The sequence below is a fragment of the Shewanella septentrionalis genome, assembly GCF_025370265.1.
GTDB lineage: Bacteria > Pseudomonadota > Gammaproteobacteria > Enterobacterales > Shewanellaceae > Shewanella > Shewanella hafniensis.
On the sequence record NZ_JAMTCC010000012.1, the window covers coordinates 1 to 22837 of the forward strand.

Genomic DNA, 22837 nt, shown 5'->3' on the forward strand with positions numbered 1-22837 from the left:
CTAAAAATAAAAAAGCCCTGCAATTTCTTGCAGGGCTTATCTATATGGTGCGCGTGGAAGGAGTCGAACCTCCGACCGCCTGGTTCGTAGCCAGGTACTCTATCCAGCTGAGCTACACGCGCAAACTCGTTTTTGTACTTCTAATAGATCCAATCATGATTGAGTCTAGGATAAGCACTTTTATCTCGCAAATTTATTCTATTCCCCTCGACTAAGAGAATAGAATGGCGGAGAAGGAGGGATTCGAACCCTCGATGGGAGTTAAAGCCCATACTCCCTTAGCAGGGGAGCGCCTTCGGCCACTCGGCCACCTCTCCGCGTTTAACGCTTTAAATCAACAAGACGAATCTCGTTAACTATATTGGTGCGCGTGGAAGGAGTCGAACCTCCGACCGCCTGGTTCGTAGCCAGGTACTCTATCCAGCTGAGCTACACGCGCATGTTAAACGGTAAAACACTAATACGAGCTAAATCATATTAATTTAAATTGGTGCGCGTGGAAGGAGTCGAACCTCCGACCGCCTGGTTCGTAGCCAGGTACTCTATCCAGCTGAGCTACACGCGCATTTAAAACGGTAAACATTAATACGACCGAAATCATATTAATTTAAATTGGTGCGCGTGGAAGGAGTCGAACCTCCGACCGCCTGGTTCGTAGCCAGGTACTCTATCCAGCTGAGCTACACGCGCATTTTAACATTTTGCTATAAGCAATTATCTACAAAATTTCTAACTGAAATTCAAAACTGATGAGTTAAAGATTAACTAATGCAGAGATGGTGCGCGTGGAAGGAGTCGAACCTCCGACCGCCTGGTTCGTAGCCAGGTACTCTATCCAGCTGAGCTACACGCGCGACTTGTATCTAAGTTTACTTTTCCAATAAAAAATGGTGCGCGTGGAAGGAGTCGAACCTCCGACCGCCTGGTTCGTAGCCAGGTACTCTATCCAGCTGAGCTACACGCGCACTGTTTTCTATCGGTAAGAAATGGCGGAGAAGGAGGGATTCGAACCCTCGATGGGAGTTAAAGCCCATACTCCCTTAGCAGGGGAGCGCCTTCGGCCACTCGGCCACCTCTCCGTTTTCTTGGCGCACATATTACTGTTTGACGAAAATAAGTCAAACCCTTTTTCCGAAACAGATTCCATTTGAACTGTTTTTAATCACATTGCTGTTATATCAAGCCAATGTATTGATTTACGCCAATCTTTCGGTCTAAAAAATAAAAAAGCCAGTTAAAAAACTGACTCTTCTGTTGCCGTAATACTCTTGCCAAGACAAGGTACTAAAAGTTACCACCTTCCGATGGTGTACCTGATTTTTCAGATTGAATGCGTTGGTAGATTTCTTCACGGTGAACAGAAACCTCTTTTGGTGCATTCACACCAATACGCACTTGATTGCCTTTTACCCCTAGCACTGTAACTGTGACTTCATCACCAATCATCAGTGTTTCGCCAACACGACGAGTCAAAATCAGCATTCGATAGCTCCTTTATTTCTTAATTCAGCTTACACACGGCACTCATCCGGTAGATGGGCTTATTATAAGGTCAGCTTAGTACAAATTAATAGTATTCAATACTCAAACGGTTATTTAATTACACCTTATTTAGCTCGAAAGCGTGATGTAACGCCCGAACCGCCTTGTGTAAGTCCCTTTCATCGATAACGGTTGACAATTTACTCTCTGACGTCGTGAGTAACTTAGCATGAATAGTTTCATTACCCAAGACTTCTAACATCTTAGTCAATAATCCCATTTTTGCCTGTAAACCTTTGCCAACTAAAGATACTTTTGCACGTTGCCGTTCGATAATCAATGGTCCAAGAGCAAGGCTTTCGCTTAAGCCTTCGAGCTCATTAAGCAGAGTATCAACCTTAGCTTCAGCGAGCATAAAACTAACTCGACCCGAGGGATCATCCTCGTGGATCCTCAATGGGGAAATAAATTCCACATCGATTTTCAATCGCGTTAAGCAGCCTAACAGCGCTTGATAACGTTCACTGGTGGTAAACATCCCTTCAATCGTCAGCGTTGCCAGCGCCTTATTAATAGCAATACCTTGGACTAACGAGGCAATAGTGAGTTCAGACTCGTCGCCAAATTGGATTAACGTCCCCTGCCCAGCTTCAAAACTCGACAAGACTCGCAATGGCACACGAAAACGCTCGGCGTATTCGACTGAATCGGGATGCAATACTTTAGCGCCTAACTTTGCCATTTCGAGCATCACATCAAACCCAATCACATCGAGACGACGGGCACTGCTATCGATATTCGGATCTGTGGTGAATACCCCTGCCACATCGGTAAAAATCTGGCATTCATCGGCTTCTAACGCCGCCGCTAAGGCTACAGCAGTGGTATCTGAACCACCGCGTCCTAAGGTTGTGACTTCGCCTTGAGGATCGATGCCTTGAAACCCTGCAACGATCGGCACAACACCGTCGGCTAATAAGGATTGCAAATACTCAGTATCCACCCGCTCGATGCTGGCACGGCCAAATTGACTGTTCGTATGAATTTGTACCTGATCACCCGTAAGGGATTTCGCCTTAATACCGCGACGCTGTAACGCCATCGACATCAAGGCAATGCTCACTTGCTCACCCGTTGACACTAACATGTCTAATTCGCGCGCCGAGGCCCGCGGATTAATTTGTGCTGCCAGTGCAAATAGGCGATTAGTCTCACCCGCCATTGCAGATAAGACTAAGACTTGCTGCTCACCATTGTGAGCTGACTTTGTAATCTGCTCAGCGACCGCTTCGATACGTTCAATAGAACCCACCGAAGTGCCGCCGAACTTTTTCACAAAAAGCTTGCTACCACTAAGCTTTCGTTTTTGGGGCACAGCAACCTCTTAAGCTAGACGCTCAGTAATCCAAGGTAATACTTGAGCCAATGCCGCATCCAGATTTTCTGGCTGGCTACCGCCCGCTTGAGCCATATCAGGACGACCGCCGCCTTTACCGCCCACTTGTGCAGCGACCATAGCGACTAGCTCACCCGCTTTGACTTTGCCGATAAGATCGTTACTCACACCGGCGATCAGGTTAACTTTCCCTTCCTGCGCAGTGCCAAGAACGATAATGGCCGATTTCAATTTTTGTTTTAATTCATCTTGTAGACCGCGTAATGAGCTTGCCTCAACGCCGTCTAACTTTTTGATCAGTACGTTAACGCCATTAACCACAACGGCATCACCCACTAAATCAGCACTGGCTGCAGCCGCGAGTTTATCTTTCAACTGCGCCATTTCTTTTTCGAGTTGCTTCATTTTGTCGAGCTGGGCTTTTAACTTAGCGACAACTGAGTTGGCATCGCCTTTCAATAAGGCTGCAGCTTCTTCCAGTTCAGCTTGTTGCTGCGCCACATAAGCCATAGCTGCGGCACCAGTCACGGCTTCGATACGACGAACACCTGCAGCAATACCCGCTTCAGAGGTAATTTTGAATAAACCGATATCGCCTGTGCGGCCCACATGGGTACCGCCACACAATTCGATAGAGAAATCGCCCATAGTCACAACACGCACTTGTGAGTCATATTTCTCACCAAAGAGTGCCATAGCGCCTTTCTCTTTAGCTTCATCTATGCCCATTTCAGCGGTTTTAAGTTCATGGTTACGACGAATTTGAGTGTTAACTAATTCTTCAACTTCTTTTAATTCAGCGGCTTTTACGCCTTCGAAATGGGAGAAGTCAAAACGTAAACGCTCAGGATCAACCAAAGAACCTTTTTGCGAAACGTGAGTACCGAGCACTTGACGCAGTGCAGCATGCAATAAATGTGTAACAGAATGGTTTAACTGAGTACGGTGACGCAGTTTTTTGTCGACTTTCGCCTCAACAACTTGGCCAACACTCAAGCTACCTGTAGCCAACACACCTTGATGGCCGGTTGCTTGACCATACTTTTGCGTATCGTTTACCGTAAACTCAACACCGCTCGCGACCAGTTGGCCTTTATCGCCCACTTGACCGCCAGATTCAGCGTAGAAAGGTGTGACATCGAGTACGACAACCGCTTCGTCACCCGCCTTGATAGCCGTCACTGACTCACCGTTTAGATAAATCGCGGTGACCTTAGCTTGGCCCGCTAATTCGGTGTAACCAGTGAATGCGGTTTCAGCATCGATTTTCAGCGCTGCGTTGTAATCTGCACCAAAGTTACCGGCAGCTTGGGCGCGGCTACGTTGTTCAGCCATGGCGACTTCAAAACCTGCTTCATCGACAATGATGTTGCGCTCACGGCAGACGTCAGCGGTCAAATCCATTGGGAAGCCATAGGTGTCATACAGCTTAAATACGGTTTCGCCGTCTAAAGTGTCACCTTTCAACTCGTTTAAGGCCGTATCTAAAATACCTAAACCACGTTCAAGCGTACGGGCAAATTGCTCCTCTTCCGCTTTCAGCGCTTTTTCAACAATGACTTGCGTCTCAGCTAACCCTTTAGCCGCATCGCCCATCACAGCAATCAAAGATGGAACCAACTTATAGAAGAAAGCTTCGGTCGCGCCCAACTTGTTACCATGGCGAACTGCGCGGCGGATAATGCGGCGCAGCACATAACCGCGGCCTTCGTTCGACGGCATAACGCCATCGGCAATAAGGAATGCACATGAACGGATATGGTCGGCAATGACGCGCAGTGACTTCTCGGTTAAATCGCTTACGCCGATGATTTCTGCCGCTTTAGCGATCAAAGTACGGAATATATCGATTTCGTAGTTAGAATGTACGCCTTGCATAATCGCGGCGATACGCTCAATCCCCATGCCAGTATCTACCGATGGCTTAGGCAAAGGCAGCATTTCACCTGATGCTTGACGGTTGTACTGCATGAAAACGATGTTCCAGATTTCGATGAAACGGTCGCCATCTTCTTCAGGACTGCCAGGACGGCCACCCCAAATGTGATCGCCATGATCATAGAAAATTTCAGTACAAGGGCCACAAGGACCAGTATCACCCATTTGCCAGAAGTTATCTGACGCATAAGCTGCACCTTTATTATCGCCGATACGGATAATATTCTCGGCGGCAACACCAATCTTTTTATTCCAAATTTCAAAGGCTTCATCGTCTGTTTGATAAATCGTGACGCACAGACGTTCTTTCGGCAGCTTTAACGTTTCAGTTAAGAATGTCCAGCCAAAACGAATCGCTTCTTCCTTGAAATAATCACCAAAACTGAAGTTACCCAACATTTCGAAAAAGGTGTGATGACGTGCTGTATAACCGACGTTATCTAAATCATTATGCTTACCACCGGCGCGTACGCAACGTTGAGCAGTGGTCGCACGCGTATAATTGCGTTTGTCCATGCCAAGAAACACGTCCTTGAACTGGTTCATGCCTGCATTGGTAAATAAAAGTGTCGGATCGTTGCCTGGCACTAATGAACTACTGTCCACAACTTGATGACCATTGCTGCGGAAAAATTCGAGGAAAGCGCTTCTAAGCTCTGCTGTAGTTTGATACATGAAATCATCCTGAATTGGGTAAGCATTACCAGCTACGCCTTAGGCTAGCCGTATTTCTATTTGCCCAGCATTATAAGCAGACTGAGGAAGGACGACCAGCCTTGATTGGCGATATATACCCAAACAACCTCAAGATACAGAATTCAGCGGAGATTTAACGCACTTTAGGCAAGACGGTTATTTGTAGACCTAGTGGGCTAAGTTAAAAATAACCAACGCAGCATAAAGTGCGTTAAAGCCCACGTAAGAGTGGCTAGAGTCAAAATGGCAAGGTAAAGAGTAATTGATGACGATATGAATTTTGCGCGATTAAGGCCTGTGTCGAGTGAATTTAACTCGATATCAAACCTAATTCTACTAAGCCTATTGAGTGATATTTAAAGGAGCTTTGCAGTCTTAAGGTTGCATCGAAATCGATGAATTATGGCGGTTAATCATCGTCGTCGAGATCATTGGGATCTGAATCTAATGCGTAAGTGATTTGATCGTAGCTAAAGCCTTGGCCCATTAAAAAGCGCACTCGTTTGGCCTTTTCCTTCGCGATAAGATCCCGAGCTTTAGAGCCCTTCACTTCTGTTACGCGGGGAACACCATATTTTTTGGTGGCTTTATCTTTTGCTAGCTCAAACCAGTCACAATCACTATTGGTTATCGCCGCTTCAATAAAATCTTTAGACAAGCCTTTTTGCGCTATAGCTTGGCGGATACGGATAGCACCGTGCCCTCGACTAATGTGGCTACGCACCAATAATTCAGCATAGCGATTATCATTGATAAAACCGGAGGATTCACAAGCGTCGAGTACAGGTTCGATATCGTTAAGGTCGAAGCCTTTCTCGAGCAATTTATCGCGGATTTGTAAGCGGGAATAATCGCGGCGCGCTAACAGCGCGACCGCGATTTGACGGGCTGACTGACTCAGAATACTTCGCCTGTTTCTAAATCAACATTATCTTCCGTGCTATCAGTATCCGATGCCGCAAGTGCACTTGGATTGCTTAACAATAATTCACGTAATGTCTTGTCAATTTCAGCGGCAATCGCTGGATTTTCAGTCAGATATTTACCCGCATTGGCACGGCCTTGGCCGATTTTATCGCCTTTATAGCTGTACCAAGCACCCGCTTTTTCAATCAACTTATGCGCTACGCCTAAGTCAACTAACTCACCAGTACGGTTAATGCCTTGGCCATAAAGGATTTGGAATTCGGCTTGTTTGAACGGTGCTGCGACCTTATTTTTCACCACTTTAACACGAGTTTCGTTACCGACAACTTCATCGCCGTCTTTAATGGCACCAGTACGGCGAATGTCTAAACGGACAGAAGCATAGAACTTCAGTGCGTTGCCGCCGGTTGTGGTTTCAGGGTTACCGAACATCACACCAATCTTCATCCGGATTTGGTTGATGAAGATAAGCAAAGTGTTAGATTGCTTTAAGTTACCTGCAAGTTTACGCATGGCTTGGCTCATCATACGTGCCGCTAAGCCCATGTGAGAATCACCAATTTCGCCTTCGATTTCAGCTTTAGGCGTTAATGCTGCCACTGAGTCGACTACGATAACGTCAACTGCGCCTGAGCGCGTTAATGCATCACAAATCTCAAGCGCTTGCTCGCCAGTATCCGGTTGTGAACACAGCAGGTTATCAATATCTACACCCAATTTTTTAGCATAGATAGGGTCAAGTGCATGCTCGGCATCGATAAAGGCACAGGTTTTGCCTTCACGTTGCGCTGCGGCAATGACTTCTAAAGTCAGTGTCGTTTTACCTGATGATTCAGGACCATAGATTTCAACGATACGACCCATTGGCAAACCGCCAGCACCTAAAGCAACGTCCAGAGACAGAGAACCGGTAGAAATGGTCTCAACATCCATAGAGCGATCTTCGCCCAGCTTCATGATGGAGCCTTTACCAAATTGCTTCTCAATTTGGCTCAATACCGCAGCAAGTGCTTTCTCTTTATTTGGATCGACCTTCATTCCAGTTCCCTCATCAAGACATGCCTTAAGCTGTCAAAAGTAATATTCAATTTACAAACGGGTAATTCAAAAAGCCGCGCTTTTCGTCTTAATTCTGCTGACTAGTATACTGTACAATCATACAGTATCAAGACCTGTGACTGAATTATTTTTAGCTCATGGGATTTTTAATATGGCCAAGGTTTTAGCGAATATCAAATCCGATATCGCATCCCTTTGACGAATATCCGTCATCAAGGGCTCAATTTTCGGTAAATTATTGCTAAGATTGGCGCAGCAAATTTTGCGTGGTCTTTTTGGCTGAAAATTGTATAGCAGTCTTCTGCTTCTCTAGCGCTTAATCCCCTGTAACCACACAAACTGTATCGCCTTTAGGCAGTCACAACGGACGATAACGATTTAATGAATGTAATTGATACCGATGATTTAGAAAAACATACTCCTATGATGCGTCAGTACTTGACCATGAAAGCAGAACATCATGACATGTTGCTGTTTTATCGCATGGGTGACTTCTACGAGTTGTTTTATGATGATGCTAAACGTGCTTCTGAGCTGTTAGGCATTTCACTTACGGCGCGCGGTAAAAGTGGTGGCGATCCTATTCCGATGGCAGGACTGCCTTACCATGCTGTGGAAGGCTATCTAGCGAAATTAGTTCAAATTGGTCAATCAGTTGCAATATGCGAACAAATTGGCGACCCCGCAACCTCTAAAGGGCCTGTTGAACGTAAAGTGGTGCGTATCGTCACGCCTGGCACCTTAACCGATGAAGCCCTGCTACAGGAACGCCAAGACAATCTGTTGGCCGCAGTTTATCAAGGTAAAGTCGGTTTTGGTTATGCCACTCTAGATGTTTCATCTGGACGTTTTGTGATTGCCGAACTCGAGACGCGAGAGTCATTAGAAGCTGAATTGCAACGCACTAATCCCGTTGAAATTCTCTACAGTGAAGACTTTGGTGAACTTGCTCTGCTAAACGGTTTTAAAGGCAAACGCCGTCGCCCTGAATGGGAATTTGATTACGATACTAGCATTAAGTTACTGCTAGCCCAGTTTGGCACGAAAGACTTGCATGGTTTTGGTATTGCAGATGCGCGTTTATCACTGCAGGCAGCGGGGTGTTTGATGCAATATGTCAAAGACACTCAGCGCACTGCCCTGCCCCACATCAATGCCATTACCCGCTTTAATCAAACCGATAGCATAGTGCTCGATGCGGCAACTCGCCGTAATTTAGAACTCACTCAAAACCTTGCCGGAGGTCGCGATAATACCTTAGCCGCAGTATTGGATAACACGGCAACGCCTATGGGCAGCCGCATGTTGCAACGCTGGATCCATCAGCCGCTGCGAGATCCAAAACACATCAAAGCACGCCAACAGGCGGTGACTGAATTACTCGATACTGCCGCCCACGAAGGTTTGCATGAGCAATTAAAGGCACTTGGCGATATTGAACGTATCATGGCAAGACTCGCGCTGCGTACCGCTCGACCTAGGGACTTTGCCCGTTTACGTCAAGCGCTGGGCTTACTACCTGAATTACAACAGAGTTTAAGTACCCTAAGCGCGCCACACACGACTCAATTACGTCAATACTTAGGTGAGTTCCCCGTTGAACAAGCCCTGCTTGAGCGCGCGATAGTCGATAATCCACCTATGCTTATCCGCGATGGCGGAGTGATCCGTGAAGGCTACAACAGCGAACTAGATGAATGGCGCGGTCTGAGCGAAGGTGCAAGCGATTACTTAGTACAACTCGAAGCCAGAGAAAAAGAACGTACAGGTATCAACACCCTTAAAGTCGGCTATAACCGTGTACACGGCTATTACATCGAAGTAAGTCGCTTGCAATCCTCGCAAGTGCCACTCAATTACCAACGACGTCAAACGCTTAAGAATATGGAGCGTTATATCACGCCCGAACTTAAGGAGTACGAAGAAAAAGTGCTCTCGAGCCAAGGTAAAGCGCTGGCACTCGAAAAGCAGTTATGGGAACAGTTGTTCGATCTTATTCTACCTAAGTTGCATGAATTACAAGCTTTTGCTCGTGCGGCAGCTGAGCTTGATGTGTTGAGTAACTTTGCCGAGCGCGCCGAAACCTTAGGTTACACTTGCCCAGAGCTGAGCCAAGATATCGGCGTACAGATAGAGGCTGGTCGCCACCCCGTGGTGGAGCGTGTGAGTCAAACACCGTTTATCGCTAACCCAGTGACCTTGCACAATCAAAGACGTATGTTGATTGTCACCGGACCCAACATGGGCGGTAAATCGACTTACATGCGTCAAGTCGCTTTGATCACGCTGATGGCCCACATTGGCTGTTTCGTACCAGCAGATCGCGCACTGATCGGCCCTATCGATCGCATATTTACCCGTATTGGCGCCTCTGACGATCTGGCCTCTGGCCGCTCAACCTTTATGGTCGAAATGACAGAAACCGCCAACATTCTACACAACGCCACCGCCAGTAGCTTAGTGTTAATGGATGAAATCGGCCGCGGCACATCCACCTATGATGGTTTATCGCTCGCTTGGTCGGCGGCAGAGTATTTAGCCCAGCAAGTCGGCGCTATGACCCTATTCGCCACCCATTATTTTGAACTAACTCAGTTACCTGAATTAATGGCAGGTGTTTACAATGTGCACCTTGATGCCATAGAGCACGATGATACCATCGCCTTTATGCATGCAGTACAAGAAGGCGCCGCCAGTAAAAGCTACGGTTTACAAGTTGCGGCACTTGCCGGTGTGCCAAATAAGGTAATTAAAGCCGCTAAGCATAAGTTGCAGCAATTAGAAAGCCGCGATCATCAAGCTGAAGGTACGAGGACGCCTATTCAAAGCTTACTCGCGTTACCTGAACCAATTGAAAATCCGGCCTTGACTAAGTTGAGTAGTATTAATCCCGATAACTTAACGCCAAAACAGGCACTTGATTTGCTCTATGAGCTGAAACGTCTGAGCTAAAGCTCTGCGAGTGGGTGATATTCGCTAAACAATATGATCAGTAATAAATGACTAGAAACAACAACGCCCACTCTTGAGTGGGCGTTTTACTTTTATAGACTAGACCTAAGCACTAGACTAAATCACTAGACCTTAGCTAGGAGCTAGGCATAGAGATCAACGAACAACTGATCTTAGTTTCTCATTTATTAGTTTCGAAATAATGCTTCAACAGATAAACCTTGAGATCCTAACAAGTCGCGTAAACGTTTCAATGCTTCCACTTGGATTTGACGTACACGCTCACGAGTTAAACCGATTTCAGCCCCCACATCTTCGAGTGTAGAAGGTTCATAACCTAACAGACCAAAACGGCGGGCTAACACTTCTCTTTGTTTAGTGTTTAACTCATTGAGCCATTTAACCACTGAATTAGAAATATCTTCATCTTGCACTTTATAGTCAGGGCCAACGTTATCGTCATCGGCTAAAATATCCAGCAGCGCCTTGTCATTATCGCCCCCCAAAGGCGTATCAACAGAGGTGATTTTCTCATTCAGCTTAAGCATACGGCTGACATCTGCACTCGACACTTGTAGTTTTTCGGCAATTTCTTCGGCCGTTGGTTCGTGATCGAGTTTTTGTGCTAACTCGCGAGCGGTACGCAAGTAAACGTTGAGTTCTTTAACAACATGAATAGGCAAACGAATCGTACGAGTCTGATTCATAATAGCGCGCTCAATGGTTTGTCTAATCCACCAAGTCGCATAGGTTGAAAAACGGAAACCTCTTTCTGGATCAAACTTTTCAACGGCACGAATTAAACCTAAGTTGCCTTCTTCGATAAGATCAAGCAGTGCTAAACCACGATTGTTGTAACGACGGGCAATCTTTACGACCAGACGTAAATTACTTTCAATCATGCGATTGCGGGATTTTGCGCAGCCTTTTAAGGCTTTACGGGAAAAGTAAACTTCTTCTTCTGCGCTAAGCAGTGGGGAAAAACCAATCTCACCAAGGTAAAGTTGAGTGGCATCAAGATTTTTTTGCAGGTCATCTTGAACCTGTTGCTCTATTCCTAGCTCTTGAACTAAGTCGGATGCAACTTCTTCTTTTTCAAGATCGAAGTCAACGGTTTCTACGGAAAAATCTACTAGTGCTTCTGCGGCAGTGCTTTTTATGCGGCTCATGATTAAATCTCCCAAACCTGATTAAACTGCTGAATTAGTGCAATTTCCTATCCTCCATTTGCCAACAAGGCCCCAAGCAATCATTGTTTGGGTAAATAAGTAAGTGGGTTTACAGACTGTCCATGGTAACGAATTTCAAAATGTAACATTACCCGATTAGCACCTGTACTGCCCATTTTCGCAACTGTCTGCCCTGCGAGGACATGTTGCTTTTCTTTGACTAAGATCTTGTCCGTATGAGCATAAGCACTAAGGTAATCGTCACTATGTTTAATAATCACTAAATTACCGTAACCCCTAAGAGCACTTCCTGCATATACCACCCGCCCATCTGCAGCAGCTTTGATGATATCTCCCCGATTTCCCGCGATCTTAATGCCTTTATTTCCCTGCTCATTGGCAGAGTAAGTCCCGATTAACTTCCCTCTTACTGGCCACTCCCACTGACTCACACTGGTTGGTAGTGTCGAAGTCGGTGGAACCATGATTGAGTTAACGTTTTGTTGGGAACTTGTTACAAGGTACGCGGGCTTAGCTTTCTGATCAAGTGTTTTTTTCAGATCATTACTTGACTTAGCGTTTGTTTGAGAAAATTGATTATCTGATTGTTTTTTATCAGTTTTACTAGAATTATTACCCGAGGAACTCGTTTTCTTTCCATCTAAAGTCGTAGATTTGGACTGACTGCTCGACTTAGTATTCGTTAAATATAAAATCTGTCCGGGGTAAATTGTATAAGGGTTATCTAATTGATTAAGTTTAGCTATTTCAGAAAAATCCTTTCCAGCCCCCCACGAAATAGAGTAAAGCGTGTCACCTTTCTTAACTTTATATGAATTAGATTTAATGTGGCCTTTGTTGTTTTTAGAGTAGCTATGGGAAATGTTTTCGACGGGCGCGGGTCGGCTGGCCTGAAAGCTGCAGCCTGCAAGCAGAAATATAAAGCAGAGGTTTAAGACTAAACCCGCATTCAACAATAAAAACTCCTTGGTGAGGCTGTATTACTGTTTATGATGAAAAAACAATGCCCTCGATGCAAGACAACCTATTCAGTAAGGACACTAGCACAACACAAGGTTAAGCTAACTCTCCATTGATCAAAGGGACAAATTTAACCGTTTCAATTGTTTCCGAACTAAAACGTTCCCCTGTACGAGTGATTCGCATCAATTGTTGGGTGTCTTCGCCGACAGGCAGGAGTAAGACTCCGCCCTCCGCTAACTGAGACAACAAGGCCTCAGGTATGGTTGAAGCTGCAGCGGTCACCATAATGGCATCGAACGGACTACGATTCGCCCAACCTAACCAGCCATCGCCATATTTAAACGACACATTATGTAAATCTAAGCGTTTTAAGCGCTGTCTTGCTTGAATTTGTAAGCCTTTTATTCGCTCGATAGTACAAAGCTGCGGCACCAATTGCGCTAAAATGGCTGCCTGATAACCCGAACCTGTACCCACTTCTAATACGCGCTGGGGCATCTTATGCAGTAAGAGTTCGGTCATACGGGCGACGATATAAGGCTGAGAGATAGTTTGCCCTTGGCCAATCGGTAAAGCGGTATTTTCATAGGCTTTATGGGCTAGCGCATTATCGAGAAACATTTCCCGCGGCGTATGCGATATCGCCTTTAACACGGCTTGATTGCGGATCCCCGCATCATGAAGCTTTTTAGCTAAGTTCACCGCCGATGTTAAGGCAACTCGAGTCATATTTTATCTACCCAATTTTGCAATGCCGTTAGTTGTCCGTAGGCAGTTAAATCAACCGTCAAAGGCGTAATTGACACATAGCCATTGGCGACAGCATGAAAATCAGTGCCCTCAGTGGCGTCCTGCTCTTGTCCCGGTGGGCCGAGCCAGAAGATCTCGCGTCCTGCGGGATCTTGCGTTCGTACTATGCCTTCAGCCTTATGACGAGCGCCGAGACGGGTCACTTTAATGCCTTTAATTTGCTCAAGCGGCAAGTCCGGCACATTTACATTTAAGATCTGATCCTTTGCCAAAGGCTGCGCCAACAAACCTTGAACTATCCGCCGAGCATAAATCGCCGCCGATTGATAATGTTCGAATTTACGGCCATTGAGCGAAATCGCTACCGCAGGAAAACCTAAAAAGCGCCCTTCCATCGCGGCAGCAACCGTCCCTGAATACAAGGTATCATCGCCCATGTTCGCGCCCGCATTGATGCCAGACACCACCATATCGGGTTCGCCATCGTACAATTCTCGGATAGCCAAATGCACACAATCGGTCGGTGTACCGTGAACTGAAATGTAACCGTTATCTAACCTATTAATTCTTAATGGATTAGTCAAGGTTAATGAATTGCTCGCGCCGGAGCAGTTGCGATCAGGCCCTACTGTTAATACAGTCGCAATTTCGGTCAACGCCTCGGTTAAGGCTTTGATCCCCGGCGCATTAACCCCATCATCATTGCTCACTAAAATGCGGATCATGACTCTGCTTCAGTGTTAGGTGCAGCTTCAGTCTTAGTTTCAATTGTATCAGCCGCAACGTTAGCATTCGTTGCCTCGGGCGCAGGCTCTTGCACTAGTGTCGCTTGCCATTGCTGCTCTTTAACATCTTGATAATTGACTAACTCTCTTAATAAAGATGTCGCAAAACTACCCGCAGGCAGCACAAACTCCAGCACAAGACCATCGGCGATTTGTTCGTATTTCAGACCTTGGGGCTCAAGCAGTAACGGACGACGCTCTTGTTCTAATCCCGCATGTTCAAGGCCATAGCAATCGTCGGCCAATTCACTCATGGCCAAGGTTTCCACTGCTGCAGCTTCACCTTGGGGTAGCATCATGCCACGGCCCCATAAAGGTGCTGACAGTTGAATGTCTTTTTCAATCAGACGTTTCAACACGATGAGATCCCATTCAGGCGTAACAAAGAAGCTTTTACTGCCCGCCAACATCACACAATCACCTGCTAGCGGCTTAGTGCCATGGTTGGCTAAACGGTATGACACCACAGTGTTAAACAGATTTGAGCGCACCGCAGACAGATACATGCTGCGCTTATTTCTGTCTTTGACTTTTTTACCCGCCATCATTTGGCGACCAAATACTAAGTTTTTACCATCGTGACCAAAGCGTTGCTCACCAAAGTAATTGGGCACGCCCACTTGAGCGACCTTTTCGATGCGGCTGATAATGTCTTCGACTTGGGTGACATTTCTAAGGGTAAGAATAAAACGGTTACCGACTAAAGCACCAATTCGCAGTTTTTTGCTGTGACGACTGCTCGACAATATAGTCAAACGCTCGCTATTGAGATCTTTCCAAGTAGGCGTTTCTTTGCCCGGAATACGCACACCGAACCATTGTTCTGTGATGGCATTTTTATCTTTTTGCCCAGCGTAGGTCACTTCCTTTGGATGCACCTTAGCAAACTTAGCGATCATTTCAGCGACTTGTACTGTATTTAGCCCTTCTTTGCGTACATGCAGCATGTGATGTTCACCTTCACCCGTAGGGCTAAAAGGCAAAATCTCTTTCACGATAAAATCGCTATTTTGGGTTCTTAGATCTGCTGTACCTAAAGGCTTGCCATACAGATAATGTAATTCGCTCATGGGACTTTTTTACTCTTAAGTTAATCGTGTTTACGGGTCATCAATACCACGGCTTCTACCGCAATACCTTCTTTACGCCCGGTAAATCCTAGCTTTTCTGTCGTGGTCGCTTTGACGTTAATGTCGTCAAGTTCCGCGGTTAAATCGGCGGCCAATATCTGGCGCATTGCCTCAATGTGCGGCGCCATTTTAGGGGCTTGCGCTATGATAGTGACGTCAAGATTCCCTAGCACAAAGCCTTTTGCCCTCGCTAAAGCATAGCAATGACGCAGCAATACGCGGCTATCGGCACCTTTATAGGCGGTATCTGTGTCGGGGAAATGTTTACCTATATCGCCCAGCGCTAGCGCACCGAGGATCGCATCGGAAATCGCATGCAATACCACATCACCATCGGAGTGAGCAACAAGACCTGTTTCATAGGGCACTTCCACACCACACAAAATTAACGGGCGTGTTTCGCCAAATTTATGCACATCGAAACCATGGCCGATACGGATTTTCATTTAATATTCCTAACGTATTATTTTACTTGGATTATGACTATTTTGCGGCACGCATTAAAAACAGTTCGGCCAATCCCAAATCATCGGGATGCGTCACTTTTATATTGTCAGCACGGCCCGAAACGAGTCCGGGTGAAATGCCCGCCCATTCCATCGCCGAAGCCTCATCTGTCACGACCGCGCCTGCCGCCAGAGCGGCATTGAGGTAATTTTTTAGCTGCGCTGCCTGAAATAACTGCGGCGTCAATGCATGCCATAAATTATCGCGGCACACAGTAGCACTTATTTCGCCCTGTTTATTGGCGCGCTTCATGGTATCGCGCACTGGCATGGCCAAAATTGCGCCTTGGGGAAATAGCACTCTGGATGCGAGTAACTTGTCGATATCCGTCGCGGTCAAACAAGGTCTTGCCGCATCGTGCACTAAGGCCCAACTATGTTCGGGCGCAATTTGCAGCGCCGCCAACACAGAATCTGCGCGTTCACCGCCGCCTAACACTGTGGTCAATTTGGGATGCGCGGCCTGTGGCAGGGTATTGAAAATAGTATCATTCGGATGTAAGGCGACGATGACGTGGGAAATGTGCGGGTGAGACAACAGCTTATCTAAAGTATGGCCGAGAATACTCTGGCCGCACACTTCAAGATATTGTTTAGGTCTGTCGGCGCCCATGCGGCTGCCAATGCCCGCAGCGGGAACGATGGCCACCACAGCTTGAGTGATAGGCTCAGCTTGGCGCTGCAATTCAGTTTGCATTACCGGCTCAGATTGACTGCCTGGATTGGATTGTTCGCTTAATCCAAGATCTAAATGTCCTAGCTCTGACATCCTAACTCCATATTACTGGGATGGACTCGATACTGAGCGATCACCACCCACGACGCGATAAAAGGTTTCACCTTCTTTGACCATGCCAAGTTCGTTACGCGCACGTTCTTCTATGGCTTCGGTACCACTTTTCAAATCGATGATTTCTTCCTTCAGCACTTGGTTACGCTCATTGAGTTTGGCGTTACCTTCTTGCTGCGCGGCAATTTGTTTTTGCAGGACGAAATATTCAGGAAGACTATTATCTCCCGACCAAAGACGAAATTGCAGTAAACCGAGTAGCACTATGAGTGCAATGACAAAAAATTTCATGGAGGAATTAGCGTCAGTATCTTGGATTAAAAAAATATACAGCAGATAGTACAACAAAAAAGGCCACCAAGTGGTGGCCTTTTTACATCAAAGTTTAAATTACGCTTGGCCTTTGATCTCTTTCAAACCACGGTATGGGGCTTTTTCACCTAATTGCTCTTCGATGCGCAGCAATTGGTTGTACTTAGCAACACGGTCAGAACGACACAGTGAACCGGTTTTGATTTGGCCAGCAGCAGTACCTACAGCTAAGTCAGCAATAGTTGAATCTTCAGTTTCACCACTACGGTGTGAAATCACCGCTGTGTAACCCGCTTCTTTCGCCATGCGAATGGCCGCTAAAGTCTCAGTCAATGAACCGATTTGGTTGAACTTGATAAGGATTGAGTTAGCAATACCGTTTTCAATACCACGGGTTAAGATTTTAGTGTTAGTAACGAATAAATCGTCGCCTACTAATTGGATCTTGTCACCCATGATTTGAGTTTGATAAGCCCAACCATCCCAATCTGATTCGTCTAATCCGTCTTCGATAGACACGATTGGATATTGGTCAGCCAATGATTTTAAGAAATCAGAGAAACCGTTAGAGTCGAATACTTTGCCTTCGCCCGCTAAATCGTATTTGCCGTCTTTGTAGAATTCAGATGCAGCGCAATCGAGCGCTAAGGTCACATCCGTACCTAATTTATAACCAGCCAATTCAACCGCTTCTTTAATAACAGCTAACGCATCAGCGTTTGAGGCTAAGTTAGGTGCAAAACCACCTTCGTCACCCACAGAAGTGCTTAGACCTTTATCGTGCAATACTTTTTTCAGCGTATGGAAGATTTCAGCGCCCATGCGCAGTGCTTCACGGAAGGTTTTCGCGCCAACGGGTTGCACCATAAACTCTTGGATATCAACGTTGTTATCCGCGTGCTCGCCACCGTTTAAGATGTTCATCATAGGCACAGGCATAGAATATTGGCCTGGTGTACCGTTTAATTCAGCGATGTGCGCGTATAAAGGCATACCTTTAGATGCTGCTGCTGCTTTAGCAGCCGCTAAAGACACAGCCAGAATCGCATTTGCGCCTAACTTGTCTTTGTTTTCTGTGCCATCTAAGTCGATCATGATTTGATCAAGCTCAGCTTGTGCAGTGGCATCTTTGCCTAATAATGCAGCGCGGATGACGCCGTTTACGTTAGCAACAGCTGTTAATACGCCTTTGCCTAAATAACGGCTCTTATCGCCATCACGTAATTCTAACGCTTCGCGGCTACCGGTCGATGCGCCAGAAGGCGCCGCGGCCATACCGACAAAACCACCTTCTAAATGCACTTCGGCTTCAACAGTTGGGTTACCACGAGAATCCATAATCTCGCGACCAATCACGTTAATAATCTTAGCCATAACACCCTCGATTTAAGTTTAAAGATAAAAGAAAAAACCAATACCTATGGGAATAAATGGAAGTCACATACCGCAGAAAATAACAAAATTCCATTTACGGTTTGCGTCCATACAGATGCAACTGAGACGCATGCTGTTTATACCCAGAGGTATTAAGTTCTTATGTTTCAAGTAGCGATGAGTGTAGCAAAAGGCCGGCCCCACTGTCGCGGGTCCGGCCTCAAATATTCTTACTTCAGATCACGTTTTTGATGCGCACTTGCCGCAGCAATAAACCCTTCGAACAATGGGTGACCATCGCGCGGAGTTGAGGTGAATTCAGGATGGAATTGACCTGCTACAAACCATGGGTGATCTTTTAATTCGATCATTTCCACCAGCTTACGATCAGAAGACAAACCGCTGAAGATCATGCCAGCTTGTTCTAAACGCTCTCTGTATTTGTTGTTCACTTCGTAACGATGACGATGACGTTCTACACAGCTAGTCCCTTTGTAGGCTTGGGCCGCTTTCGAACCATCGAGTAAATGACACAATTGAGCGCCTAAACGCATAGTGCCACCTAAGTCAGACGCTTCATGGCGCTGCTCGACGTTACCTTCTTCGTCAATCCATTCAGTGATCAAACCCACGACTGGGAATGGTGTTTCTTTATTGAATTCAGTTGAATGTGCATCAGCCATGCCTGCAACATTACGCGCAAATTCAATCAAGGCAACTTGCATACCTAAACAAATACCGAAATACGGTAGATTGTTTTCACGGGCAAATTTTGCAGCCAGTATCTTACCTTCAACACCACGCTCGCCAAAACCGCCTGGTACTAAGATACCGTCTAAGCCCTGTAAGACTTCTTCGCCTTTGGCTTCTACGGTTTGTGAATCAATGTACTTGATGGTCACAGATACGCGGTTTTTAAGGCCAGCGTGTTTTAATGCTTCGTTAACTGACTTATAGGCATCTGGCAGTTCAATGTATTTACCCACCATACCAATAACGACTTCGCCGTTTGGATTAGCTTCTTGGTAAATCACATTTTCCCACTCAGACAGATCCGCTTCACGGCATTCTAAACCGAAACGCTTAACCACTAAGTCATCCAAACCTTGCGAACGTAACAAAGCTGGGATTTTATAAATACTATCAACATCTTTTAATGAAATAACCGCACGCTCTTCGACGTTACAGAACAGCGAAATTTTGGCTTTTTCATTAGCAGGAATCGCACGGTCACCACGGCAAACCAGCACATCTGGTGCAATACCGATAGAACGCAGCTCTTTCACTGAGTGTTGAGTTGGCTTAGTTTTCACTTCGCCAGCAGCACCTAAGAAAGGCACTAAGGTTAAATGCATGAAAAGAGTACGATCACGGCCCAGCTCAACACCGAGCTGACGGATAGACTCTAGGAACGGCAAGGATTCGATATCACCCACAGTACCGCCGATTTCGACGATAGCCACATCATGGCCTTCGCCACCTGCTAATACTTTTTCTTTAATCGCATTAGTGATGTGTGGGATAACCTGAATGGTTGCGCCCAAATAATCACCACGACGTTCTTTACGTAATACTTCTTCGTAAATACGACCAGTAGTGAAGTTGTTACGACGATTCATCTTAGTACGGATGAAACGCTCGTAGTGACCCAAGTCGAGATCTGTTTCTGCACCGTCTTCAGTAACAAATACTTCGCCATGTTGGGTTGGGCTCATGGTACCCGGATCAACGTTAATGTAAGGGTCCAGTTTCATGATGGTTACATTGAGACCGCGGGCCTCTAAAATTGCAGCTAATGATGCTGCTGCAATGCCTTTACCTAGTGATGAAACAACGCCACCAGTAACGAAGATATACCTTGTAGTCATGCTGAACCTGAGAAAATGAGTTTGAAAATACGTGCTTGTAAGAAAGCACTAGGACGGGGCAGTAGTATACCAAAGGCGGCGCGATTCGACAAACACCAATCGGGATAATTTGCCGTTTATCTCGTCTCTGTCGCTTTTACTTGGTCCCAATAGGCATCAAGCTCCATTAATGTGTGCTCTTGCATGCTTTTACCGCTGTCACTCGCCAACTGCTCTACACCTCGAAAACGGCGTTCAAATTTAAGATTGGCTTGGCGTAGCGCTTGCTCTGGATCGACCTTAAGATGACGAGCTAGATTCACCACGGCAAATAATAAGTCGCCCATTTCGGACTGCACTTTCGCTTGGTCTTGATCGGGTTGATTAACTTCATGCAAGACTTCATCGATCTCTTCATGGATTTTAGCGACCACGGGTTCAAGCTCTGCCCAATCAAACCCAACTCGCGCTACTCTTTGCTGAATTTTGATTGAGCGCGACAGCGCAGGTTGGGTACGCGGAATATTGTCTAACGCAGAAACCACAGTATCAGCTTGGGTTTCACCCGCCACTTGCTGCGCCTTTTGCTCACGTTCAGTCGCTTTAATCGCCTCCCAATTGGCTTTCATCGCTTGGGCACTATCGCCTATTTGCGGATTTTGCTCACCAAACACATGGGGATGACGGCGGGTCAACTTGTCGCTGATTTTCTCAATCACAGTAGCAAAATCAAACAACCCCTGCTCTTTACCAAGCTGACAATAGAATACGATTTGAAATAATAAATCCCCAAGTTCATCGGGTAACTCATCCCAGGCTAAGCGCTCTATAGTATCGGCAACCTCATAGGCTTCCTCTAAGGTAAAAGGCACTATGGTTTGAAAGGTTTGTGCTTTATCCCACGGGCAACCTGTTTGTGGGTCGCGCAATTTTTCCATGATCTTAAGCAGCGGCTCAACATCTGTAGCAGAAAGGCCCGTTACAGAAAGGCTCGTCGCAGAAAGTCCCGAGGTCGAAAATGAAGTTAATGGCTCAGTGTGAGAAGTCATGCTGATATCCTTAAAAGATAAATACTTAAACGGACTAATGCTGAGGATGAACAAAAAGAATACGCCTCAGCAGTGCTTGTTAATGAAAGGCTATAATAACGCGATGATAAGCGAGGTCACATAAAAGCGCTATTTTGATCCCGAGATCAGATCTTAGGGTTCTTATTTAATAGGTCTTATTTTAACTAAAAGTGCATTCGCGCCATGTAGTGGTGAAATTCACCCAAAGAGCAATAAACTGACGACTTAACGACTCAACAAATTCTCATCTATGTCCTGCATACAAGTATTTAGCGCAAGCCATCTTAAATGATAAGATACGCAGCAATATTTCAATGAAGCTAAAACTCACTGAGTGAAGACCTAACAATTTCGGCCTAACTATATATGTGATGTATGCATGTGATAAGTACCGCTTAATGAATGCGGTCATTCGATTTATTTGATTATGTTAGGTGTATTTCTATTCTGTCGCCCAAAATGGGGCGTACACCCTTATAGATCTGAGCATTACTGGAGACAAAATTCATGACAAACGCGAATATGGATGCCACGCCGTTAACGACTAAGCCATCACAAGATGGTTTTTATATGCCCGCCGAATGGGCGGCGCAGCAAGCCGTATGGATGATTTGGCCATATCGTCCTGATAACTGGCGCTCTGCAGGTGCTTATGCTCAAGCGACCTTTGCTAAGGTGGCCGATGCTATTGGTGGTGCAACGCCCGTTTATATGGGTGTACCTAAAGCCTTTTTAGCTGAAGCTCAAAAAGTGATGCCATCCCACGTCACTTTGGTTGAAATGGACAGTAACGATTGCTGGGCGCGTGACACTGGGCCAACCGTAGTTGTGAATGATAATGGCGAATGTCGTGGCGTTGACTGGGGTTTTAACGCTTGGGGCGGCCATAACGGTGGTTTGTACTTCCCATGGGATAAGGACGAACAAGTTGCACAGCAAATGCTTGCGCAGCATGGTTTTGCCCGTTACAGCGCGCCGCTGATCCTCGAAGGGGGTTCTATCCATGTTGACGGTGAAGGCACCTGTATGACGAGTGCCGAATGTTTACTCAACGCCAACCGCAACCCAGATCTGACGAAAGAACAGATTGAAGACTTACTGCGTGACTATTTGAATGTTAAGCAGTTTATCTGGTTGGAAGAGGGCGTTTATATGGACGAAACCGACGGTCATATCGACAACATGTGCTGTTTCGCCCGCCCAGGTGAAGTGGTCCTACACTGGACCGACGATGAAACCGATCCACAATACCCACGCTCGAAGGTCGCGCTGGACGTATTGCAAAATACCGTTGATGCCCAAGGTCGCAAGTTAAAAATTCACCTGCTGCCACAACCGGGTCCGCTGTATTGCACCGAAGAAGAATCAAAAGGCGTGACAGAAGGCACTGGTGTGCCACGCACGGCAGGTGAGCGTTTAGCGGGTTCTTATGTGAACTTTTTAATCACCAATAATCGCATCGTGTTCCCGCTGCTTGACCCTGCAACCGATGATATCGCAGCCCAAAAAATGCAGGAAATCTTCCCTGAGCATGAGATTGTGGGTGTGCCTGCCCGCGAAATCCTATTAGGTGGTGGCAATATCCATTGTATTACCCAACAGATCCCCTCTGGAAAGTAAGTCAACCTAAGGAGAACACTATGACCATTGATGTCACTGTTATTGCAGCA

At 46.2% G+C, this 22837-nt stretch carries 18 protein-coding genes and 8 tRNA genes; 2 read left to right on the forward strand and 24 right to left on the reverse strand.

Translation table 11 applies throughout. The features are described 5' to 3' along the window. Nucleotides 1–45: 45 nt before the first annotated feature. The 13 genes from NE536_RS08580 to recA form a co-directional block, all read right to left on the reverse strand. Nucleotides 46–122 (reverse strand) — tRNA-Arg (locus tag NE536_RS08580). Between the two features lie 103 nt (nucleotides 123–225). Next, nucleotides 226–317 (reverse strand) — tRNA-Ser (locus tag NE536_RS08585). A 45-nt stretch (nucleotides 318–362) separates the two neighbouring features. After that, nucleotides 363–439 (reverse strand) — tRNA-Arg (locus tag NE536_RS08590). A 49-nt stretch (nucleotides 440–488) separates the two neighbouring features. Further along, nucleotides 489–565: transfer RNA gene (locus NE536_RS08595), tRNA-Arg, on the reverse strand. A 48-nt stretch (nucleotides 566–613) separates the two neighbouring features. Further along, nucleotides 614–690: transfer RNA gene (locus NE536_RS08600), tRNA-Arg, on the reverse strand. Nucleotides 691–777: 87 nt separating this feature from the next. After that, nucleotides 778–854: transfer RNA gene (locus NE536_RS08605), tRNA-Arg, on the reverse strand. A 34-nt stretch (nucleotides 855–888) separates the two neighbouring features. Continuing rightward, nucleotides 889–965: transfer RNA gene (locus NE536_RS08610), tRNA-Arg, on the reverse strand. A gap of 22 nt (nucleotides 966–987) precedes the next feature. Continuing rightward, nucleotides 988–1079, reverse strand: a tRNA-Ser gene (locus tag NE536_RS08615). Between the two features lie 205 nt (nucleotides 1080–1284). Then, a complete protein-coding gene (csrA, locus tag NE536_RS08620) occupies nucleotides 1285–1482 on the reverse strand; it encodes a carbon storage regulator CsrA (protein WP_006082602.1) in 198 nt (65 codons plus the stop codon). A 118-nt stretch (nucleotides 1483–1600) separates the two neighbouring features. Continuing rightward, a complete protein-coding gene (locus NE536_RS08625; RefSeq protein ID WP_261272434.1) occupies nucleotides 1601–2857 on the reverse strand; it encodes an aspartate kinase in 1257 nt (418 codons plus the stop codon). Between the two features lie 9 nt (nucleotides 2858–2866). Beyond that, nucleotides 2867–5491 carry an alanine--tRNA ligase gene (gene alaS / locus NE536_RS08630; protein ID WP_261272435.1) on the reverse strand — a complete coding sequence of 875 codons (2625 nt, stop codon included), beginning with the start codon at nucleotides 5489–5491 and terminating at the stop codon, nucleotides 2867–2869. A gap of 430 nt (nucleotides 5492–5921) precedes the next feature. Next, on the reverse strand, nucleotides 5922–6392 hold the full coding sequence (locus tag NE536_RS08635; protein ID WP_371824969.1) for a regulatory protein RecX: 471 nt from the start codon (nucleotides 6390–6392) through the stop codon (nucleotides 5922–5924). Nucleotides 6393–6409: 17 nt separating this feature from the next. After that, on the reverse strand, nucleotides 6410–7477 hold the full coding sequence (gene recA / locus NE536_RS08640) for a recombinase RecA (protein ID WP_106651216.1): 1068 nt from the start codon (nucleotides 7475–7477) through the stop codon (nucleotides 6410–6412). 402 nt (nucleotides 7478–7879) lie between these two features. Between recA and mutS the strand changes: the two genes are divergently transcribed. Beyond that, a complete protein-coding gene (gene mutS / locus NE536_RS08645; RefSeq protein ID WP_106651217.1) occupies nucleotides 7880–10450 on the forward strand; it encodes a DNA mismatch repair protein MutS in 2571 nt (856 codons plus the stop codon). 188 nt (nucleotides 10451–10638) lie between these two features. Here the strand turns inward: mutS and rpoS are convergent, their stop codons facing one another. The 11 genes from rpoS to mazG form a co-directional block, all read right to left on the reverse strand. Then, nucleotides 10639–11619: an RNA polymerase sigma factor RpoS gene (rpoS, locus tag NE536_RS08650; RefSeq protein ID WP_106651218.1), complete on the reverse strand. Its 981-nt coding sequence runs from the start codon at nucleotides 11617–11619 to the stop codon at nucleotides 10639–10641. 80 nt (nucleotides 11620–11699) lie between these two features. Beyond that, entirely contained in the window at nucleotides 11700–12596 is an 897-nt protein-coding gene (locus tag NE536_RS08655) for a peptidoglycan DD-metalloendopeptidase family protein (protein WP_261272437.1), read from the reverse strand. A 100-nt stretch (nucleotides 12597–12696) separates the two neighbouring features. Beyond that, nucleotides 12697–13332, reverse strand: a complete 636-nt coding sequence (locus NE536_RS08660; RefSeq protein ID WP_261272438.1) for a protein-L-isoaspartate(D-aspartate) O-methyltransferase — start codon at nucleotides 13330–13332, stop codon at nucleotides 12697–12699. Further along, nucleotides 13329–14078 (reverse strand): 5'/3'-nucleotidase SurE, encoded by a 750-nt coding sequence (gene surE / locus NE536_RS08665; protein ID WP_106651220.1) that lies wholly within the window; start codon nucleotides 14076–14078, stop codon nucleotides 13329–13331. The genes NE536_RS08660 and surE overlap by 4 nt, the downstream gene beginning before the upstream one ends. After that, nucleotides 14075–15208: a tRNA pseudouridine(13) synthase TruD gene (gene truD, locus NE536_RS08670; protein WP_261272439.1), complete on the reverse strand. Its 1134-nt coding sequence runs from the start codon at nucleotides 15206–15208 to the stop codon at nucleotides 14075–14077. Before truD ends, surE begins: the two co-directional genes overlap by 4 nt. 20 nt (nucleotides 15209–15228) lie before the next feature. Next, on the reverse strand, nucleotides 15229–15714 hold the full coding sequence (gene ispF, locus NE536_RS08675) for a 2-C-methyl-D-erythritol 2,4-cyclodiphosphate synthase (protein WP_106651222.1): 486 nt from the start codon (nucleotides 15712–15714) through the stop codon (nucleotides 15229–15231). 37 nt (nucleotides 15715–15751) lie between these two features. Next, the gene (gene ispD, locus NE536_RS08680) at nucleotides 15752–16543 is read right to left on the reverse strand and encodes a 2-C-methyl-D-erythritol 4-phosphate cytidylyltransferase (protein WP_261272440.1); all 792 of its coding nucleotides are present in this window, start codon (nucleotides 16541–16543) and stop codon (nucleotides 15752–15754) included. Between the two features lie 12 nt (nucleotides 16544–16555). Continuing rightward, nucleotides 16556–16855 (reverse strand): cell division protein FtsB, encoded by a 300-nt coding sequence (ftsB, locus tag NE536_RS08685; protein WP_086010657.1) that lies wholly within the window; start codon nucleotides 16853–16855, stop codon nucleotides 16556–16558. A gap of 99 nt (nucleotides 16856–16954) precedes the next feature. Next, nucleotides 16955–18250 (reverse strand): phosphopyruvate hydratase, encoded by a 1296-nt coding sequence (gene eno, locus NE536_RS08690; RefSeq protein WP_261272441.1) that lies wholly within the window; start codon nucleotides 18248–18250, stop codon nucleotides 16955–16957. 230 nt (nucleotides 18251–18480) lie between these two features. Beyond that, on the reverse strand, nucleotides 18481–20118 hold the full coding sequence (locus tag NE536_RS08695) for a CTP synthase (RefSeq protein ID WP_106651225.1): 1638 nt from the start codon (nucleotides 20116–20118) through the stop codon (nucleotides 18481–18483). Between the two features lie 116 nt (nucleotides 20119–20234). After that, the gene (mazG, locus tag NE536_RS08700) at nucleotides 20235–21146 is read right to left on the reverse strand and encodes a nucleoside triphosphate pyrophosphohydrolase (RefSeq protein ID WP_261272442.1); all 912 of its coding nucleotides are present in this window, start codon (nucleotides 21144–21146) and stop codon (nucleotides 20235–20237) included. Between the two features lie 528 nt (nucleotides 21147–21674). Between mazG and aguA the strand changes: the two genes are divergently transcribed. Further along, nucleotides 21675–22787 (forward strand): agmatine deiminase, encoded by a 1113-nt coding sequence (gene aguA, locus NE536_RS08705; protein WP_261272443.1) that lies wholly within the window; start codon nucleotides 21675–21677, stop codon nucleotides 22785–22787. The last annotated feature ends 50 nt before the right edge of the window (nucleotides 22788–22837 follow it).

What these genes read in the sequence shown, in the direction of transcription:
- csrA (WP_006082602.1), bottom strand. Translation starts at nt 1,482, where the DNA reads ATGCTGATTTTGACTCGTCGTGTTGGCGAAACACTGATGATTGGTGAT.
- mazG (WP_261272442.1), bottom strand. Translation starts at nt 21,146, where the DNA reads ATGACTTCTCACACTGAGCCATTAACTTCATTTTCGACCTCGGGACTT.
- ftsB (WP_086010657.1), bottom strand. Translation starts at nt 16,855, where the DNA reads ATGAAATTTTTTGTCATTGCACTCATAGTGCTACTCGGTTTACTGCAA.
- aguA (WP_261272443.1), top strand. Translation starts at nt 21,675, where the DNA reads ATGACAAACGCGAATATGGATGCCACGCCGTTAACGACTAAGCCATCA.
- rpoS (WP_106651218.1), bottom strand. Translation starts at nt 11,619, where the DNA reads ATGAGCCGCATAAAAAGCACTGCCGCAGAAGCACTAGTAGATTTTTCC.
- NE536_RS08660 (WP_261272438.1), bottom strand. Translation starts at nt 13,332, where the DNA reads ATGACTCGAGTTGCCTTAACATCGGCGGTGAACTTAGCTAAAAAGCTT.
- mutS (WP_106651217.1), top strand. Translation starts at nt 7,880, where the DNA reads ATGAATGTAATTGATACCGATGATTTAGAAAAACATACTCCTATGATG.
- ispF (WP_106651222.1), bottom strand. Translation starts at nt 15,714, where the DNA reads ATGAAAATCCGTATCGGCCATGGTTTCGATGTGCATAAATTTGGCGAA.
- surE (WP_106651220.1), bottom strand. Translation starts at nt 14,078, where the DNA reads ATGATCCGCATTTTAGTGAGCAATGATGATGGGGTTAATGCGCCGGGG.
- eno (WP_261272441.1), bottom strand. Translation starts at nt 18,250, where the DNA reads ATGGCTAAGATTATTAACGTGATTGGTCGCGAGATTATGGATTCTCGT.
- NE536_RS08695 (WP_106651225.1), bottom strand. Translation starts at nt 20,118, where the DNA reads ATGACTACAAGGTATATCTTCGTTACTGGTGGCGTTGTTTCATCACTA.
- truD (WP_261272439.1), bottom strand. Translation starts at nt 15,208, where the DNA reads ATGAGCGAATTACATTATCTGTATGGCAAGCCTTTAGGTACAGCAGAT.
- recA (WP_106651216.1), bottom strand. Translation starts at nt 7,477, where the DNA reads ATGAAGGTCGATCCAAATAAAGAGAAAGCACTTGCTGCGGTATTGAGC.
- ispD (WP_261272440.1), bottom strand. Translation starts at nt 16,543, where the DNA reads ATGTCAGAGCTAGGACATTTAGATCTTGGATTAAGCGAACAATCCAAT.
- alaS (WP_261272435.1), bottom strand. Translation starts at nt 5,491, where the DNA reads ATGTATCAAACTACAGCAGAGCTTAGAAGCGCTTTCCTCGAATTTTTC.